The following is a 17,789-nucleotide window of genomic DNA, read 5'->3' as shown; positions in this document are numbered from 1 at the left end:
TAAAATGGTCTGATATTTTCGTTCTGCAATAGTCTCTAGCTGATCATTTCAAGGAACGCTTCAATTCGAACTTTCAATTGTTCAATATCAGACTCTGAATAGTCCGTTTCAATTTGTAAAAACGGGCGACGTTTCTTCTCCTGAAGATAGTTCTTCAGACTGTAAGATTCAATGTTATATGTATGACACCCTTGCCAAGTGAGATCCATGATACCGTCTACGTTAAACTCGTCCGCTAGTTTTTCTATAAGTTCAAAACGCGAGGCGTTCGGAGACATACAGGAACAAGGCGTTCTAAGATATTTTTCGGCAATGGCTAAGAGAGGTTCTTGGTCTTCATTAACATGTTCGTAAACCGCTTTGTACGCTCCGCAGCTTTCGAAGCAGACCACATTTCCACCACACTCTTCAATGATCTGCACAACCTTATGGGAGCCTATCCCTACAGGGACACCAGTTAGTAATATTCTGGGAGTTTTTATATTAAACGGGGTCACTCCACGCTTGTATAATTCATGTAATTCGGAGGTTAAGCGATCAACTATTTGAACGACTTCCTTTTTGTCAGTACAAAAACCTCGATTGTAGATAACCATTAGTAAATCCATACCGCTTAGCGGTGAAGGCTTAAGTTTTCCTACATCCAGTAAATCTTTAAGTGAACGTCTTTCTTCATTTACCAATCGAATCGCATTTCTTAAATCTTGATCCGTTATGGTTACGGCAAACTCCCTTTCCAAGCGTTCTTTCATCTGATTTACTTCCCCCAGCCAATACCGTAAAGCCTCTTCACCATCTTGCTTTTGCGGAAGTTGAAGTAAGTGGAGTGGCTTATATTGAGAAAGTAGTTCGTACATTTTTTTCTTACCGTCACAGGTTGTTTCGGCAATGAGAATGTCGGAAAAATTAAAGTAGGGACAAGTACCGGAGGCTGCAAACCCATAACTTGATTTAATTAGGGGACAAAGATTTCTTGGAAGTACCTTCTCAGCGACGGCTATAGGATCTTGCCTAGTACCGCACAAGGGTATGGGTATTGCCCCTGCAGCTAAAATTATTTCTGACGGCGAATACAGACAATACATTCCGGCAACTTTCTTGCCATTTTCTTTGGCCTTGGACAGTGAAGTCACACTATTTGTGCGTAAATCCTCAAATTCGTCTAATAGGTTTGTTTTCATAGTTATCTCCTTTCAATTTAAGATTGTATGAAACCCATAACAGCTGCACCAAGGGCACCTACAATTTGAGGGTTCTTTGGAATATTAAATTTAAATCCTAGAGTTGACGACAGGATAGTACAAATTTCCGGATTGTTAGCTACCCCACCAGAAAAAGTAATCTCATCAAGACAAGGGACTCTGGAAGTTAAACTAATCAATTTTTTAGCAATGGTTTGAACTATTCCTGAAGCAATAGACGCTTTAGTCACTCCTTGGGCCAGGAAGCCAATGATCTCGGACTCAGCAAAAACAGTGCACATACTATTAAGACTAACAGGCTCATTACCTGAGGCCATTTGCCCTAATTCATCTAAAGTAATATCCAGAATTCCCGTCATGACTTGTAAGAATCGCCCAGTACCAGCGGCACATTTGTCATTCATGATAAAATCAGCAACAGAACCATCGTCGGCTACCGCAATCACTTTACTATCCTGACCTCCAATATCTATGACTGTTCTAGTTTGCGGAAAGAGAAATTTAGCCCCCTTTGCATGACAGGTTATCTCTGTCACCTTTTTATCGATAAATGAAAGCGATATACGTCCATAGCCGGTACCGACGACATTATCCACGTCCCGTTCTTGCAAACCAGCATTATTTAGCGCTTCACGAAATACATTTCGTCCAGCTTCTTTAGGGTTCCAGCCAGTAGGGATCATAGCCATACTTCTTATCGTTCCATCAAAAATGACTGCCTTCGTTGCAGTCGAACCAACATCAATCCCAGCGGTTATCACCATTTCACCTTCCCCATATTCACGCAACCTTTATTACATACAAACTTAATTTCTATAAATTATGAAAAAATCCTTTATATATAATTAATTAATTATCTTATATCATTATAAATATAAAATATATTATTAAACTAAACCTTTTGATTTTTCTTCAAAGAGATTTTGATCGCATCAACCTTCGGCAACTTTGTTCGTCGGGGGAAACAGTTTACTAAACTCATTATTCTTTATTTACATTGTCCATTTTCACCTTTTCGTTTTCATGTGAATAAAAGTTGAAGTTGTTGTCAATAGCAAGAAGTACACAAAAAACAAAGGACTTTTAAGATGTAGGTCTTTATCTTAAATTTTGTAATACTTTTGTCACAATCCCTGGTTATTATAGAGTCGTAAGGTTTTAACACCTAAATCAAAAGGAGCGTGATTTTATGAAAAACTTCAAGAAACTCGTTGCAGCTGTTACAATTGCCGGAGTTTTAGGGGTAACAGGAGCTGCCTATGCTGTAGACGCAACGACACCAGCTGGGATTGTATCCACCTTAACCGGCAAGTCTGTGGAACAAGTGACCTCAGAACGAGCCGCCGGTAAAACCTATGGAACCATTGCTAGTGAAGCTGGAAAGTTAGAGGAATTCAAAGCTGAGACTCTCGAACAGAGAAAGGCGTTTCTAGACCAAAGGGTTAAGGATGGTAATTTGACACAAGCGCAGGCAGATGCGGCTTATAATACTATGAAGGCCAATCAGGCAATCTGTGACGGAACCGGCAGTGCTCGAATGGGCCTAGGAAATGGTTCTGCACTGGGTATGGGTATGGGTATGGGTGCCGGTCGACGAAATGGTGGTGGAAGAGGCCTGAACGCTGGGTGCAGATTAGTGCAATGATGGGATATTCAATTTAAGTGCGAGCCGGGAAACAAAGATTATTCCCGGCTAATCTATTTTGTAGAAGGTACTAGACTGAGGAGATACCGTGTAATGTTTTTGATGAAACATGCATCTTCCAAATACTCGATATTACTTCAATTCTCCAAGCTGTTCTATTTTTCGGTTTTAGCAGTTTTAAGAGCTTTATCCATTTTAGACGGACTTCAAAATGTATTGTTGCTTTTGCCTTTAGCCCAATTATACTGATATAATTGAGCTATATTATAAAAACATTAAAAGGCAGGGTCAAAATATGAGTAAAGTTATCGCATTTATCGGTAGTCCGAGAAAAAACGGGTATACCTCTAAACTAATTCAGGAAGTAATCAAAGGAGCTCAATCAAAAGGTGCTGAAATAAAAATCTATGACCTTAACGACGATGGTATCAAGGGCTGCCAAGGCTGTTTCTATTGTAGGAGTCATGAGGGCTGCGCTACAAAAGATTATTTACAACCAATGTACGAGGATATTAAAAATGCTGACGGTGTAATTTTTGGCTCACCCATTTATTTTATGCAAATCTCAGGGCAAGCAAAGCAATGGCTTGATAGAATGTACCCTGTGCTTGAAGGCACTGGATTCCCATTCCAAGCCCGTTATCCTGGAAAAAAAGCAGTTACTATTTTCTCACAAGGAAACGAGAACAAAGATGCGTTTCAAGCCACAATCCAGTTCGTCAATGGCACGTTCTCTATGTTCGGTTGGGAGCTTACAGATAGCTTGCTTTGTTCACATACAGGTTCGCCTAATTTCAAGTTATCGGATGAATTACTAAAACAAGCATTTACCGCTGGAGAGTTACTCTCAAAGTAAAAAATACATACCTATAAAATTTCATTATGCTGAACAGCTTTTAATTTTGTAAGAACGGAGCTTTTGATTCCTACGTCTTCGCAAAATTACATTCATCTAAATATTCAAAATGGAGCCACCGATATCAGATGCAAAAGCTTGATCTCGGTGGCTTCAACATTTCTTAAATCTTATACAGAAACTATTTACAGGTATTCATTTTATTCTTAATCTCTAACCCTTTTAATTGACCGTTAATATTGCTTAGGTACTCATAAAAATATTCATGCGGTTGCCGGCAAGTTTCTCTACAAATTCCTAATAACTTGTTGTCCTTAACAACATTCCCATCATGGTGGAAGCGGATAGGACGTAGGTGTTTTGAGACACTTTTGAAACCGGGTAAAAATAGCAGTGAAATCAATAGTTGAGCTGTGTAGAAGCTAAAATGCTGTCTATTATGGGCTTTGCTTGAATCATTTAGAGGGAATTAATAATCTATATCGAAATATATAAGTATTAATCTTATATGTAGAATATTCACAACAAGATAGGATGAAAACCCTTGAATTTTATTAGAGAAAAACGTTTGGCAAAGGTGCTTCTGATTATGTTGATCCTAGTACCAGTGGTTACAATGGGTTATCTGTTGCTTTTTGATCAACTGAATGAGCAACGTCAAGAAATGATCAATAAGAATATGCAAATTGCTAGGCTTACGGCCAACTATGTTGATGACTATTTGAGTAGTTATAAACAAACTTTAAAAGGTGTTGCCTTTCGGGTGCCATTAATTGATAATGATCGTAACGAATTAACTAAGCTCTTAAGAGATATAAGCCTTGCCCACTCCGAGGCATCTTTATTTTACGTGGCAAATGCTAAAGGTCAACTTCTCGCTAAATATCCTAATGACCACGCAGATAAAAATATTGTTGATCGAGATTTTTTCACAGCAGCAATGCAAAAAAAAGTTTTTATCGGGGGACCCTATGTTGGCAGAGTCACAGGCATAGACATCATTAGCATAACAGCGCCATTTTACCAAGATGGCAAAGTTTCGGGTATAGTTGGTGTTTCAATTCCATTAGACGAATTGCAAAATAAACTTTCGGTTATACAGATTGGACACTCTGGATACGCTACGCGTTTCACCAAAGATGGAAATTTCCTTTGGCATCCTAAATTAGAAGAATTAAAAAAGACAATGGAATTAGATAAAACACCCTTGTTTAAAGCTGCTTTAGCCGCGAAAACAGGTGAAGGGTCCATCGGTCCATCACCGGGTGAAGAACCACCCGAACAGCATTCATTCGTAACGTTGACGGAAGCACCCTGGGTTATTGTTATTGTGCAACCACTTCAGGAATTTAACAATCAGATGAATCAAATTATGTGGCGTAATATCTTTATAATCATTCTTTTAATAATGTTTATCATCGTTATACTTCGTTATTTCAACTTATTGAAAGATCGGATAGCGGCTGAGCATATTCAAAAGGCGGAAAAGTTAGCACTTGTTGGCCAGTTAGCAGCAGGGGTCGCTCATGAAATCAGAAATCCGCTCACCTCTATTAAGGGTTTTGTTCAATTGATTCAAAGTAAAAAGAGCGAGCCAATTCCTGAATTCTATTTAGAAACCATTATGCAAGAAATCGATCGGATTAATGATATTGTGGGTGAAATGGTGGTTTTGGCTAAACCTGTACCTGTTCAATTTGCAGAGATAAATTTGCGGAATCTTATAAATGATATCCTTAACCTTATAGGACCACAAGCTGTCTTAAAAGATATTCAATTGGAATTGATTGCATCGGAGGATCTTTTAGCGATTAGAGGGGAACCTAATCAACTAAAGCAAGTATTTATTAATCTGATTAAAAATTCCATAGAATCGATAGTCGATGGAGGATTTGTAAAAATTCATCTGACAAATCGGGGTAATTCTGTTGTAGAGGTTAAAGTGCAAGATAACGGACCGGGAGTGCCCCGTGAGAACTTAGAGAAGCTGGGGACACCATTCTTTACAACAAAAGAAACGGGTACAGGTCTTGGCCTTATGGTGACGTATGGTATTATACGAAATCACAAAGGCGAAATTAATGTACTGAGTGAAGTTGGACATGGCACAACTTTCAGTATAAATTTTCCTGTTCTAACTATAGAATAGAAATTATGGACATATTCAACAAAGAACAGTAATTTACATAACAAACCCATCGTAATCAAGCTTAGGCGTGATTACGATGGGTTTGTTTCTGCTTTTCTAATAATTGTTTTATCACTATGTAAGAAGTAAGCACATACTCTAAGCTGATTATTTCTAAAACTGGGTTTCAATGGTTCAATCTTCTTCACTGCTCCTTCCATTCAGACTTGCCACTGCAATTTTCATTTTTTCATCCACCATTTTTTTGAAAATAGTTGCTATATCGTCAAGCCAATCACCGTCAAAAAATTCAATCGAACGTATATCACAGTTTATGCCATTTTGGTATCATTACAATTTTCACTCATTGGGTTCTCTCCTTAACCTAAACTTTCCTGAAATAGTATTTTGATCGTTTTATCAAAAATATTTTTTGTAGCGCGCCCAGCTTCACAATCCATATCAACAATACTCTGCCCCCTATTGATTGCCTTTACAACGTCTGGGTCAAAGGGGATTCTTCCAGCAAAAGGGAGGTTGAACTTTTGGCAAAACGATTCGATTATAACGGTATTTTCAATGTTGGTATCGAATTTATTAATACAAATGGCGGTTCGCGTTTGAAATTTTGCTGCAGTTTTAATGATACGTTCCATATCACTGATTCCCGAAACAGACGGTTCAGCAACGATCAAAACCATATCAACACCACTAATCGAGGCGATCACCGGACATCCTATACCGGGTGATCCATCAATGATTGCAAGGTCATGGTCTGTAATCGCCGCCGTTCTCATTTGCTTTTTTACTTCGGTTACCAGCATTCCGGAGTTGCCACTTCCCATTCTAAGCTGTGCAGTAGAAAATATTGCATCGTCTAAATACAACATTAATTCTCCGGTTAAGACCGGTTTTGAGAAGATGGCTCCCACAGGGCAAATTGATTCGCAGACACCGCAGCCTTCACAAGCATAGTCATCAACCTGATAATCAAGACCCACTTGTATTGCATCGAAACGGCAATTTTGCAGGCACAAATCGCATTGCACACATAATTTTGGATTAATGACTGCCTTAGGCAATCCGTAATAGTTTGATCGTTTGGCTTCCGCTGACTGATTCATAACCAAATGCAAATTAGGGGCATCCACATCACAATCTGCATAGACTTTAGCCTTAGCTAACTTAATAAATGCACTGGCAATCGTTGTTTTTCCCGTACCGCCCTTGCCACTAAGGATTAATAGCTGCTTCATATCTGCACCTCCTTAGTCACAATTTGAAGCAGAGAAGAGAACATATCGCGATATTTATTATTTTGTCTAACTAAAACTAACGCCTTTGAATTCAAAGTTCCAAGCTCCTGCTCAAAAGGAATCTTGCCAATGATTTTAATATCCTTTTCTAGACAAAATTTTTCTGACGGATTTTCTCCTTCCATACACTTGTTTAGTACCGCACCGTGCGGTTTGTTAAATAACTTTACGAGCTCATAAACCATATTCAAATTATGAACACCAAACAAAGTAGGCTCTGCTACCAATATGCAATAGTCCGCATCTTTGATGCTGTCCATGACAATACACGCGCTTCCGGGTGGGCAATCAATAAAGGTGAATTTATTTTCATGAGTATCCTTCAGAAGTTTTTTGATAATGGGGATGCCGGACTTTTCACCGGCATTTAATATCCCTGTAAGGACTGCAACATTTTCTGAAATACCACTTTGAATTTCCCCGATAATGATTTCTTTCTCTGATAAGGCTTTCTCAGGACAGAACAACACACATCCTCCGCAGGAATGACAAACTTCATTAAACACCTTTGGTTTGTTGATAATATAGGCCAAGGCATTGAATTTACAAAAATCAATACATTTACGGCAGCCATTACAAAGTTTTTCATCGACAGTAGGAACCTTGATCGAGATTTCTTCTGATTGAATATTCTCCGGCTTGAAAAACAAATGTCCGTTTGGCTCTTCAACATCACAATCTATATAGATTGATTCCTTGGCAGACGCAGCCAGATTTACAGATATAAGTGTTTTTCCTGTGCCGCCTTTGCCGCTTAGCACAGCTATCTTCATACTATCTGCCTCCGTGACCATGAAATCCAGCATGAATTTCTTCCAATAAAGAGAGTTTTCCCTCATTAAAGGCATCGATATTATCCTTAAGAGAATCATTGATCGTTTTATATAGTTGGATATTCGCTGCTTTAATGACCTCTGCAGCGTTCTCGCCGCATCGCGGGGTAAGCAAGGCATTTACCTTGTTATCTACAACGGTCTGCGCAGCCTTGATCCCTGCACCACCTTGGCTGGCTACTGCGCTATTATCGAGAAAAACACTTTCGTTTGATTCAGTATCATAGATTAAGTAATAGGGCGTGCGGCCAAAGGAATCACAGACACTTGCTTCCATAGATTTGTCATTTACCGGAATTGCAATTTTCATTGGAAATCCTCCATTCTCTTCAATTTGCGGCAAAAGTAACAGGAGTGTCCCCCTGCTAATTTTGCTGCCTCTTACAAGCTCTGTAATTGCTTGCTTATGATATCAAGCTTGCTTTCAAGGAGCGCTTTTTGCTCTTGCAGTAATTCCTTTTGTGTTTTGGATACGGTTTGATCTGCGGCAAAATTTCTATGGCCTCTTCTGGAACCTAATCCTTGTCCTAATCCAGTAGTGCTGCGAACAGCCTCTGTTCCCTGATAGCCTAAACCTCTTCCGCTCGCCACTCCACGTCCCGTAGGCCCTGTTCCATCTCTTCCAGGCAAATTCATCGTCTCCTTTATAAGTTATTGGCATATGCCTTTTATAATTCTATTATTGCACGGATATGAACATATGTCAATAACGATAATGTCTCTATAGATTTCAACATCAAGCTTATTAAAAATAAAAAACCGCCGACCAAGATGCATGGTGCACCCCAATCGTCGGTTGTATTTCATCATTAACTCCCCATATTTCGATTAATCTCATTTCTTATTGATTATAACCCATAATCTCTTGGCAATGTGCCTGGATCACTTGATGAAGATACTTTTCTAATGTCCATCCCACAGTATTTTCGGTTTCCCTATCATAAACCTGTTTCATAAGGTTAAGTACTGGTTTTTCAATTTCGAGAAATTGCCGTTTATTAATTGTCTCTTTATTTTGGTTAGCTCCCTTGCCCCCAAATCTAACTATAACTCCCTCTACAGAAGGTTCAATGGATCTATTATTTAATATATTGCTAGGGTCTAAGTCCGTTTGCATCTGCCCAATTGGTTCTATGACAACTTCGGATTTTTCTACGCTAGAGATGTCTGGAGTAGCCTGACGATGACCATCGGTCAACTTGCTTATCTCTTCAGTGAATCTGGTAATTTCAAGTATGTTCTCTACAAAAAATATAAGTTTTTTGGAATATTTCATATTACCATTTATTACGTACAAAACATTCAATACATTTGAACATGACGTACAACTTAACTTAATAATATTATAATTATAATGAAAATCTAGACGACTAACTGTAGTTCCAATATCACAGATGTTTTCTAATTCATCAACGCTGACTTTAGAGCTTATCTCAAAATCTTGATCCTTTTGACGTAAGAAAGTGTAACCATCGGAGGGTAATATATTAAGGAATCGACATAATTTTAGAACGAATTTCTTAAATTGACCTTTATGAAAGAGTTTGTTTTCGTATTGAAGTGCAACTTCCGTACTCATTATGCGTTACCCTCTTCCTTTATAGAGAATTAGCTTTCTGGGTATAGTGCTTGAAATTGTTTGCACCAATTATTTTAACCATCTATACGCTCTTGGCAACGCGACCTGATCACCTGGTTAAAATACTTGTCAAATGATTCAACCGAATTTTCACTTTCCCTTTCATAAACCTGTTTCATAAGGTTAAATAATGATTCTTCAATTTCAAAGAATTCGCGTTTATTAGTTGCCTCATCACTATCTAAGGTCAACTCGCCAGTCCCTTGTTCACTGAGCCTTGTAAGCTCCAAAGTGTTTTCTGTCAAGAATACGATGTGCTTGGCATTTTCTATATCACCCTTAATATTGTACGTAATATTCAAAGCATTCGAGTACAACTGAAGTCTAAACTTTATAATACTAAAACTAGAATGGAATGCAAGACTAATAATTGTCTTGCCGATCTCCCAGATATTCATTAGGTCGTCGACTGTAGACCTTGTCTCAAAATCATCGCCTTTTCGATGTATTAAAACATAAAGGTCGGTTATCGATAAGTTACAAAACCGAGCTATTTTTTGAGCGAATTGCTTAAATTTCCCTTTGGGAAAGACTTTATTCTCATATTGACGTTCGACAAATGCAACCTTCACACATATAGCCTCCAAGATCTTAGTAAGTTCCATGTTAGTTTCCCATTTTAAACAAAAATGCTAGTTATAATATGTCCTTAAACCGTTCCAACCACCATTCCCAGTAGGATTTATCATCATAAGATGGCTCATTTACATTATCCGTATTAGTCTTCAAAATACCATATCTCCCTGCATTTTTTTCCCCGCAAAGAATTTCGTAAGCCTCTGTAATTAATTTGAATTGCTCCTCTATGCTTTTATCATCTCGATTACGATCAGGGTGGTATTGTTTAGCTAATTTTCGGTATGCACTTCGGATCATGTTCATATCCGCTGCATCCGTTACTCCAAGTATACTTCTGGCTTTTTTTATGAGTTCAACTGTTATCATACAGCACCCCAATCATTCACCTTCAATGGCAGCTTCTCATTGTTATAATCAGTTTCCTCTGAGCTCTTTAATAACTTTGTATGAATAACAAGCAGACTATATGTTTGTAATATCTAGATAACTTATCATTATTTTCAGGCGATAGTCTCTTTTAATTACCAGTTCTTTATTCCTTGACCCACTTGAAAACAAAAAAACCAGGATTTCCATGCATTTGTCCTTCAAAAGCTAAAGCCTGTTGTGCATTGCCCTTAAATTTAAAGGATGTTGGTCTGGCGTAGTATTTTATCCACTGCCCGTACGGAAATCGCCTCATCGGGCAAATCATAGAGTGGTTTACTTATAAGATCCTGTTGAAAAATTAATTCATCATATGGAACATCTCCAATTAACTTTAACCCAGTTTGAGCAATTTCTTCAGCCAGAGATTCTAGGCTGTTCTTAACTGTATGCGTAACTATCAAGTAAACTTCACCAATATCAGCCTTTAATCCTTGGATTAAGTCATTAACGCGTCTGGCTGAGCGAATTCCGCGTGCTGAAGAATCACTAACGATAAACATTATATCAATGTGAGGAATTGTCAGGCGGCTAATATGCTCCATTCCAGCTTCAGTATCCACTGCCACAAAATCATAATTTTTCCCCAGGGTTTCCAGATACATACGCAAAATGTTATTGGGGTAACAATAACATCCAGGACCTTGAGGATCTCCCATAGCTAAAAAATCAAAATTTGGAGTGCAAATCAGCGATTTTTGCAGATTCTTCATAAAAGTGATATTCTCCGCGCTATCAGAAACCGTTTTGATATTCTTTTTTCCTTCTAAAAGTTCAGAAATAGTTGTAGTGACAGTTAAACCTAAAGCTTCATTCAAATTTGCATTTGGATCGGCATCGACAGCTAAAATTGATATTCCCCTTTTTTTATGGATCATTTGTCTTAACATCAAAGTTATAAAAGTTGTTTTTCCAACGCCACCTTTTCCGGCAACAGCAACATATTTTGTCAAACTAACTCCTCCCACATTAAGTTAATTGTCTTTTGGCCATAGGAATAGGCCTATTTGCATCAAATTCAGTTTTATATCCTAAGCCCAAAACCAAAAGCACAGGCAAAAACACTTGACCCGTGCTATAAATTTGGTCCCTGTACGAATGCTGATTGCACTGTCGGGGTTTTATCCTTTTTCTGATAAGTAAAAGTAAAAACTAAATGCTATTTCGCTATTCCAATGTACCGCGTGAAATAAAATAACTCAATGAAAAAATTGCTTATCCTCATCTACTAAACCCAAGGCAACTTCTATTAAGGCAGTGAGATGCATCATTTTCATACCAAGTTTGTAATGCTTATTCATGTCAACAAACTGATCCATGCAGTTATGGCAAGGGATGCATCCAATTGTCGCACCGGTGGCCACTAGTTGATCAACTTTAGGTTTGGCTTTAACCATACGCATTGCTTTAGTTTCAGCGACGGCTCCCGCTCCCCCACCAGCTCCACAACAAAAGTTATACTCCCTGTTAGGGAACATTTCACGAAAATCCATTACAGTATTACTCAGCACATAGCGTTGAGGCTCAACAATCCCCTCTTTACGAACTGTATTACAGGGATCATGAAGGGTTACCGGGATTGTATTTCTGGTCTTATCTAGTTTTAATGTGCCATCTTTAATCCAATCTTCATATAACTCCATTATATGGCGAACAGGGAGCTGTTTACCTTTCCAGTAATCACGAGCAAATACTCTGGTCGATCGGAAAGCATGTCCACATTCTGTGACGATAATTTCCTTAGGGTTTAACCTCTCAGCTTCTTCAAACATCGGGCGTGATATTTCAGCGAATTCATCGTTTTTACCTGTGAACAAACAAATATTAGTAGCATCCCAGCGCTTAGAGCTAATTGTAAAGTTTGCTTTGGCGGCGTGGAAAACATTTAGTATACTCTGAAGATCAGCTGGATAATGTTTAATCTCCCGAGCATTGAATCCAAAAAAGAAGTCTGCATTAGGAACATCTAACGGAATCTTATAAGTCGGATCCTTCAAATCTTCCTGCATCATTTCTTCAATCCATTCTAGTGTCTCCTCATACTCAATTTGTTCGACACCCATCTGATTACCTGTCCGTATATGATCATCTGCAATAACTTGCAAATAACCGGGTGCCCTTTCCACTTTTCCTCGGAAGGCTCTTGTGAGTGCGTTCATATTCACTCCCATTGGGCATTCCACGGTACATCGATTACACATAGTACAATTCCAGATAAAGGGATCATTCTCTGCTTCTTCTCGCATACCTAGAGCTACTTTTCGTATGAACTTACGAGGGTCTTGATCCTTATGAAGATCACTATAAATACAGCCAGCCGTACACATACCACAAGTAAGGCAATTAGAAAAATCATAGCCATTCAATAACTCTGCTATTTCATCACGTAAGCTCGAATCTAAACGTTTAATTCGTATTGGTTCCCCCATCTTACGATCCCCTCCGACATTAAATTAAAATTCACTCAGCAATTCTTTTAATTGGGTCATAGAAAATACTGGACCAGATTGTAGCGAAAACGTAATTGCCATTTTCTGAATAGGCTTATCGAATTGTTTTGCTAACACTGTGCTAAGAAGAATTATGATCGGATAGTTTCTGAAAACAGTATAAAAAGCGCTATTCCTTAACTGCTTTGTAGGACACAATCTGGCCAGGAGAGCATTCTTCATTCAACTTCACTTGAAATATGTACTGAAGCGGAAAAAAAGCATCCTCCTTTACCTAGTTAGAACTTGCTATTTAATGGTTATACAGTGGGCTGGGCAGCCCTCAGCAGCTTCTTTGGCAGCTCCCTCATATTCACTCGGAATGGGGTTTGTGTAAGCTACTGCTAACCCATCGGCCCCCATCTTAAAGACCTCAGGACAAAATTCGGGGCAGGATTCACATCCGATACACTGGTCTTGGTCTACTTCAGCAATCATATTGTATCCTCCTTAAAATTATTTTCTCTTTGAACAAAATTTCTACAGGATTCCGTGCCGAATTTGACCTGTTACAACTTTTACCAGAATATAAAAATATTTCCTCAGGTTTATGAACATATGCCCCTTATTGACTTGAATTATACTAACCATTTGAACATATGTCAATAATCTTTTGTCTCGTGGAATTGAGTCTTACTGACCGGAAATCCTAGCAAAAAACCAAAAGCACAGGTATTATAAACAGATGCGGCAAATTGAACCCCCCGCACCAAAGATTGCTCTTTGAATACGGGGGTATTAGTTTGAGTGACACCGATTGTCACCCGACATCATATAGTGGAGCAAAAGGTGAAAGACGGTGAACGAGGTGAAACTAGCAGTAGAAATTTATGCCCACAAACCACTCTCAATTAATCCAGATACATATTTCCAAACTGCTCTATGGACTGACGGAAAGATTATTCCTGACTCATTAGGACTTGACGTCTATCGCTTTGCAGCTCTTGTTACCAGTGACAAGCGACTGTCCGGTATAGGCCGTCGGCTAGACTACAATCTCAATTCTTTTCCGGCGGGAATGGGTCCTATCGAAGCCCGTCCTGCCCAGTATTTATCCCTAACGAACATACCGGATGACCTGTCTTTGTCAATCCATACAAATTCAGTCCTCAATGCCGATGTATTGGTGGATAATTTAGGACTGCGTCTTCTAAATGAATACGGGAACCACTTTAATATACCTTTATACCAGACTGGCTTAATCATGTTCGGGGATGAAGATAATTGTTGCCACATCCCTCTTGCATCCTTTGTTCAACGTAAGTTATTTAAGGAAGTCTCCCAAAAACTTTAAAGTAATCAGGAAACATGTCGTCATCATTTATTATTAGAAAAATAACTGACCGAGTAATCGTGCGATTAAGCCCGTACTAATAAGTTTCATAACTGCTCCTAGTATTGCAGCCACCATAGCCTCTCGCTCGCTCAGATCGGTACAGCCGGCCCACACCGCTGGAATTTGCCCGAATATGACTGAGAAAGGGAATCCAGAACAAGCCAGAACAAAAGAGCCAATTACGAGCCGTGGAGCTACTGCAGCAGGATTTGCGGCCAAAGTAGCCTTTAATGTTCCCATAGCTAACGTAGGCGAAACAAGGACAGATATTATGCCTGTAGTTGGGTCAATCGAGAGAAAGGACAGCATACTCGTCAAAGCTGACTTAATAGGTGCCCAAATTCCCGCAAAGTCTAGCCCGCCGATGATCGCATATATAACAACTCCCGCCGGGATAATCAGCAAGAACAGTACTTCAGCCCCTTCCCGGGCAGCGCCAAAAATCGTCGGTAAAAACGCTGTTTTTGGAGTAAACCTCGGCAACTCTTGGAGCGATACTGCTTTGGCATCACGGTATATCGTAAGACGGAGTAACGGCGGTACGATGATGAGGGGGAGGAAAACAGCAATGAAAACGACAGGAAAAACCTTGATCCCCACGGTGGTCATCGCCAATAGCCCAAGCATAAGAGTGGAAAACGATTGCTGGGATTGAACCATCGTTGCGACGGCTATCTTCTGCTCGTCCTTGGTAGCACCAGCTTTAACCAGGATCGGTCCGGCAATTCGACCTGCAGCATTGATATCGCCTAAAATGTTATACACAGCAGGAATAACCACGGCGGAGTTTACCCGGAAATATTTCATAATTGGCACAAAAATCCGGATTAGGGCATCGGTAAAACCAAGCCGCTCCAAAATCCGGCCAGTCATCACGCTCACAATGATTGCAACCCCGACCGTAGAAGGTGACCAAACTCCATTATTCCAATTGCCGAAGATAAATGCTTTAAAAATAGAATAAGCATTATTGACCATAGCGTCAAAAACTCCGGCAATCGTATTTGGTTTAAAGAACAGACCGAGCATGAACGTGGCTACTAGGGCCAGTCCAACATATTCGATGGCTGTCATCACCCGTTTTGGGGGAGCGCCCTGTCCTGGCGACCTTTCATTTTTTTCTAGATTAACCATAATTCTTTCCTCCTTACTTATTAAATGGACTCTCGGCATTCGCCGAGCCGGTAGGGACAAGGCTTCCCTTGAACCCCGGCTATTATTTATTAATCAGATGTTTTTCCACAATCATATCCGCATAATTTTGGATAGCTGTTGAACCAAATTGTCTCAAAGGCGTTGATGTACAACGTTCCCGAAACATTACCACTTCAACTTGGGGTAATAATTGCTGGAGAGCAATAGCTAGCGGCAACCCATTTTCATAAATTTCTAAAGCGTGCGAGTTGCCCACGATAACATTAAGTCCAAATTCTTTGGCCTTGTCGATTAAAGGATGTTGGTCCGGCACCCGACTAATAGAGGCCAGCAAAGTGTCAATTTCCGGATGTTCTCTCATGGCCTGGGCAAGATGTTCCGGACTGAAACCGGTATGAGGAAAAATATGCAGGATAGTTTCCACCTCACTGTCGGATTGACCACAGATTATCTTTGCTCCGGTCAAAACATTAGTTTCTGAGATGCCGGAGCAGTGGCGGACATCTTTCTCTAACTCCAGCATTTTTCGTTCTTCGTCCATTCCCATTAGTGTTTCTAAGCGCAATAAAATGTCTTCCAGACATCTTACTTCTGGCAATGCTTGCCCGACATACATAATGTTGCCAGGAATCCCACCATAAGCGATCTCTGTCCTAAATGCCTGATGTCCATGCAGGATAGCTAAACCTGGATGTAAACCGTGAAATGCTTCATGCAATTCAAAGGCGCTAATACGATATAACCCCAAATAATTTTTGAGAGTCACTCCCCCACTGTTAGCAGCATCGGCAATAGGATGATGGGCAACTATGGCATCGACTCCAGTGGCTGCGGCAAGTTCAATTGCGGACTCGGTCAAGGTCATAAGCACGGCTAATTTTCTGATCGGTTGGTCGATTTGTCCAAATACCAGGCCTGGTGTCTCCATCACGGCCTTTCCGGGAATGTTCGAGGATTTGACGACTACAAAAGGATTTTTACCGGAAAACATTTCAGCTAGACTTAAGGGAACCCGTCCGCCGGAGATAGTGTTTAGCGCTGTTAGCAAATCCCTGTTTGTAATATTGTCTCTGTTCACATTTGTCCCTCCAAAGATTCAAGATATGTTGAATTCAGGAATTCTATAAAGACTCTATACAGCCCACCTCCTGTCTTTTATGTTCTTCCCCGGGAATATAAAAAAACCGTCAGCTTAAGCTAGAGTGATGCCAATAAACATCACTTAGTTCTTAAACCGACGGTTTTGCGGGCTCCAATAAGGTTCCCTCATCCGAACGATTTGTAGCTTCCCGACCGGCCTGCAAACGATTTCTCACGTAATTGGGCCAATGTTTCAAGAAACATAATTTACATTTTTCTCATGCTAGGTATCAGATAATTGTTCATGCAATACGATCACGGTTGCAGCAATTTCTTGCTCTGGATCATAATCTTTAAGTACAGAAATAACCTTTAAGTTAAGCTCGGATTCCACCATTGTTTTAAGGCGTAATTTATTTAAGTCTAGCAAAGCTACATCAGCCATTCTTGTCACTGAGCGATTAATCTGATCCAATGCCCGCAAACCTGGCAGACGACGATGTTCGGCCAAAATAACAATCTTTTTGCCAACGATATCAACCCGCAACCGTTTAACACCAATCTCATACATTTCCTGATTTACAGAATTATAAATTCGCATTACAGCTTGTTTCAATTCTGTGAGGGTTTCAGCCATGATGTAGTCCCCCCATAAAATATCTGTAATAATTATATCAATGTCATTCGACATAATTTATCTGTTTCCTGCATGACACAAGCAATTTAACTAATATTTTCAAATATTACTAACATTATATTTTAATTACGCTTATATTGTTCGCCCTACCTTAATCATCGTTACCATTCTTGTCGTTTGCTCTTTTTATTATGGCTGTAATCAGCGAAATGAGTAAACCAACGGCCGATATAATAAAGAGAATTAACGCGGAATTGTCGTTTGTATCTTCAACAGCGGATTGTACTGATAAATTTCCGAAGAGGTTAAAGGAGGCTATCGCAAGAACAACAGCTCATTGTGGGAACGTGAGAAAGGGTGACGTTAAATACCTCAATGTCGGGGATACTAACCTCGGGCTTTTCTCAAGGCGTAGCTATCAGGATTAACATATACAGTATATTTTTGATTTAAGCATTTATACCTGAG

At 39.6% G+C, this 17,789-nt stretch carries 19 protein-coding genes; 4 read left to right on the top strand and 15 right to left on the bottom strand.

Annotated features, from left to right (window positions below):
* Positions 1 to 35: 35 nt before the first annotated feature.
* Both DOT_RS07755 and DOT_RS07750 read right to left on the bottom strand, forming a co-directional pair.
* Positions 36 to 1,181: a double-cubane-cluster-containing anaerobic reductase gene (locus tag DOT_RS07755; RefSeq protein WP_009616666.1), complete on the bottom strand. Its 1,146-nt coding sequence runs from the start codon at positions 1,179 to 1,181 to the stop codon at positions 36 to 38.
* A 17-nt stretch (positions 1,182 to 1,198) separates the two neighbouring features.
* A complete protein-coding gene (locus DOT_RS07750; protein WP_348982139.1) occupies positions 1,199 to 1,966 on the bottom strand; it encodes an acyl-CoA dehydratase activase in 768 nt (255 codons plus the stop codon).
* Between the two features lie 425 nt (positions 1,967 to 2,391).
* On the opposite strand from DOT_RS07750, the gene DOT_RS07745 reads away from it, so the two are divergent.
* From DOT_RS07745 to DOT_RS27740, 3 genes are all read left to right on the top strand, one after another.
* On the top strand, positions 2,392 to 2,847 hold the full coding sequence (locus tag DOT_RS07745) for a hypothetical protein (RefSeq protein WP_009616661.1): 456 nt from the start codon (positions 2,392 to 2,394) through the stop codon (positions 2,845 to 2,847).
* Positions 2,848 to 3,142: 295 nt separating this feature from the next.
* Positions 3,143 to 3,703: a flavodoxin family protein gene (locus DOT_RS07740; protein ID WP_009616657.1), complete on the top strand. Its 561-nt coding sequence runs from the start codon at positions 3,143 to 3,145 to the stop codon at positions 3,701 to 3,703.
* A 616-nt stretch (positions 3,704 to 4,319) separates the two neighbouring features.
* Complete coding sequence (locus DOT_RS27740; RefSeq protein ID WP_157998430.1) at positions 4,320 to 5,852, top strand: PAS domain-containing sensor histidine kinase; 1,533 nt, start codon at positions 4,320 to 4,322, stop codon at positions 5,850 to 5,852.
* 359 nt (positions 5,853 to 6,211) lie between these two features.
* Here DOT_RS27740 and DOT_RS07730 read toward each other — a convergent pair whose 3' ends face one another.
* The 10 genes from DOT_RS07730 to DOT_RS07680 all read right to left on the bottom strand — a co-directional run bounded on the left by DOT_RS07730 (position 6,212) and on the right by DOT_RS07680 (position 13,551).
* Entirely contained in the window at positions 6,212 to 7,087 is an 876-nt protein-coding gene (locus DOT_RS07730; RefSeq protein WP_009616647.1) for an ATP-binding protein, read from the bottom strand.
* Positions 7,084 to 7,920, bottom strand: a complete 837-nt coding sequence (locus tag DOT_RS07725; protein ID WP_009616646.1) for an ATP-binding protein — start codon at positions 7,918 to 7,920, stop codon at positions 7,084 to 7,086. The genes DOT_RS07730 and DOT_RS07725 overlap by 4 nt, the downstream gene beginning before the upstream one ends.
* Position 7,921: 1 nt before the next feature.
* Entirely contained in the window at positions 7,922 to 8,290 is a 369-nt protein-coding gene (locus tag DOT_RS07720) for a NifB/NifX family molybdenum-iron cluster-binding protein (RefSeq protein WP_009616645.1), read from the bottom strand.
* Between the two features lie 71 nt (positions 8,291 to 8,361).
* Positions 8,362 to 8,616, bottom strand: coding sequence for a DUF5320 domain-containing protein (locus DOT_RS07715; protein ID WP_348982138.1), 255 nt, complete (start codon positions 8,614 to 8,616; stop codon positions 8,362 to 8,364).
* Positions 8,617 to 8,821: 205 nt separating this feature from the next.
* Positions 8,822 to 9,559: a hypothetical protein gene (locus DOT_RS07710; RefSeq protein ID WP_009616642.1), complete on the bottom strand. Its 738-nt coding sequence runs from the start codon at positions 9,557 to 9,559 to the stop codon at positions 8,822 to 8,824.
* Positions 9,560 to 9,633: 74 nt separating this feature from the next.
* On the bottom strand, positions 9,634 to 10,191 hold the full coding sequence (locus DOT_RS07705; RefSeq protein ID WP_139024160.1) for a hypothetical protein: 558 nt from the start codon (positions 10,189 to 10,191) through the stop codon (positions 9,634 to 9,636).
* Positions 10,192 to 10,255: 64 nt separating this feature from the next.
* Complete coding sequence (locus DOT_RS07700) at positions 10,256 to 10,564, bottom strand: DnaJ domain-containing protein (RefSeq protein WP_050809842.1); 309 nt, start codon at positions 10,562 to 10,564, stop codon at positions 10,256 to 10,258.
* A 257-nt stretch (positions 10,565 to 10,821) separates the two neighbouring features.
* Positions 10,822 to 11,577: an AAA family ATPase gene (locus DOT_RS07695; RefSeq protein WP_009616634.1), complete on the bottom strand. Its 756-nt coding sequence runs from the start codon at positions 11,575 to 11,577 to the stop codon at positions 10,822 to 10,824.
* A 246-nt stretch (positions 11,578 to 11,823) separates the two neighbouring features.
* Positions 11,824 to 13,053, bottom strand: coding sequence for a (Fe-S)-binding protein (locus DOT_RS07690; protein ID WP_009616631.1), 1,230 nt, complete (start codon positions 13,051 to 13,053; stop codon positions 11,824 to 11,826).
* Positions 13,054 to 13,362: 309 nt separating this feature from the next.
* On the bottom strand, positions 13,363 to 13,551 hold the full coding sequence (locus DOT_RS07680) for a ferredoxin (protein ID WP_009616627.1): 189 nt from the start codon (positions 13,549 to 13,551) through the stop codon (positions 13,363 to 13,365).
* A 361-nt stretch (positions 13,552 to 13,912) separates the two neighbouring features.
* On the opposite strand from DOT_RS07680, the gene DOT_RS07675 reads away from it, so the two are divergent.
* A complete protein-coding gene (locus DOT_RS07675) occupies positions 13,913 to 14,407 on the top strand; it encodes a hypothetical protein (protein WP_009616625.1) in 495 nt (164 codons plus the stop codon).
* 33 nt (positions 14,408 to 14,440) lie between these two features.
* Here DOT_RS07675 and DOT_RS07670 read toward each other — a convergent pair whose 3' ends face one another.
* The 3 genes from DOT_RS07670 to DOT_RS07660 form a co-directional block, all read right to left on the bottom strand.
* Positions 14,441 to 15,583, bottom strand: coding sequence for a hypothetical protein (locus DOT_RS07670; RefSeq protein ID WP_009616623.1), 1,143 nt, complete (start codon positions 15,581 to 15,583; stop codon positions 14,441 to 14,443).
* 82 nt (positions 15,584 to 15,665) lie between these two features.
* Entirely contained in the window at positions 15,666 to 16,682 is a 1,017-nt protein-coding gene (locus DOT_RS07665; RefSeq protein ID WP_242833793.1) for a Nif3-like dinuclear metal center hexameric protein, read from the bottom strand.
* A gap of 285 nt (positions 16,683 to 16,967) precedes the next feature.
* Positions 16,968 to 17,321 (bottom strand): Na-translocating system protein MpsC family protein, encoded by a 354-nt coding sequence (locus DOT_RS07660; protein WP_040411560.1) that lies wholly within the window; start codon positions 17,319 to 17,321, stop codon positions 16,968 to 16,970.
* Positions 17,322 to 17,789: the final 468 nt, after the last annotated feature.

Origin of the sequence: Desulfosporosinus sp. OT (assembly GCF_000224515.1) — a bacterium.
Lineage (GTDB): Bacteria > Bacillota > Desulfitobacteriia > Desulfitobacteriales > Desulfitobacteriaceae > Desulfosporosinus.
This window is presented reverse-complemented; position numbering and strand designations above follow the sequence as displayed.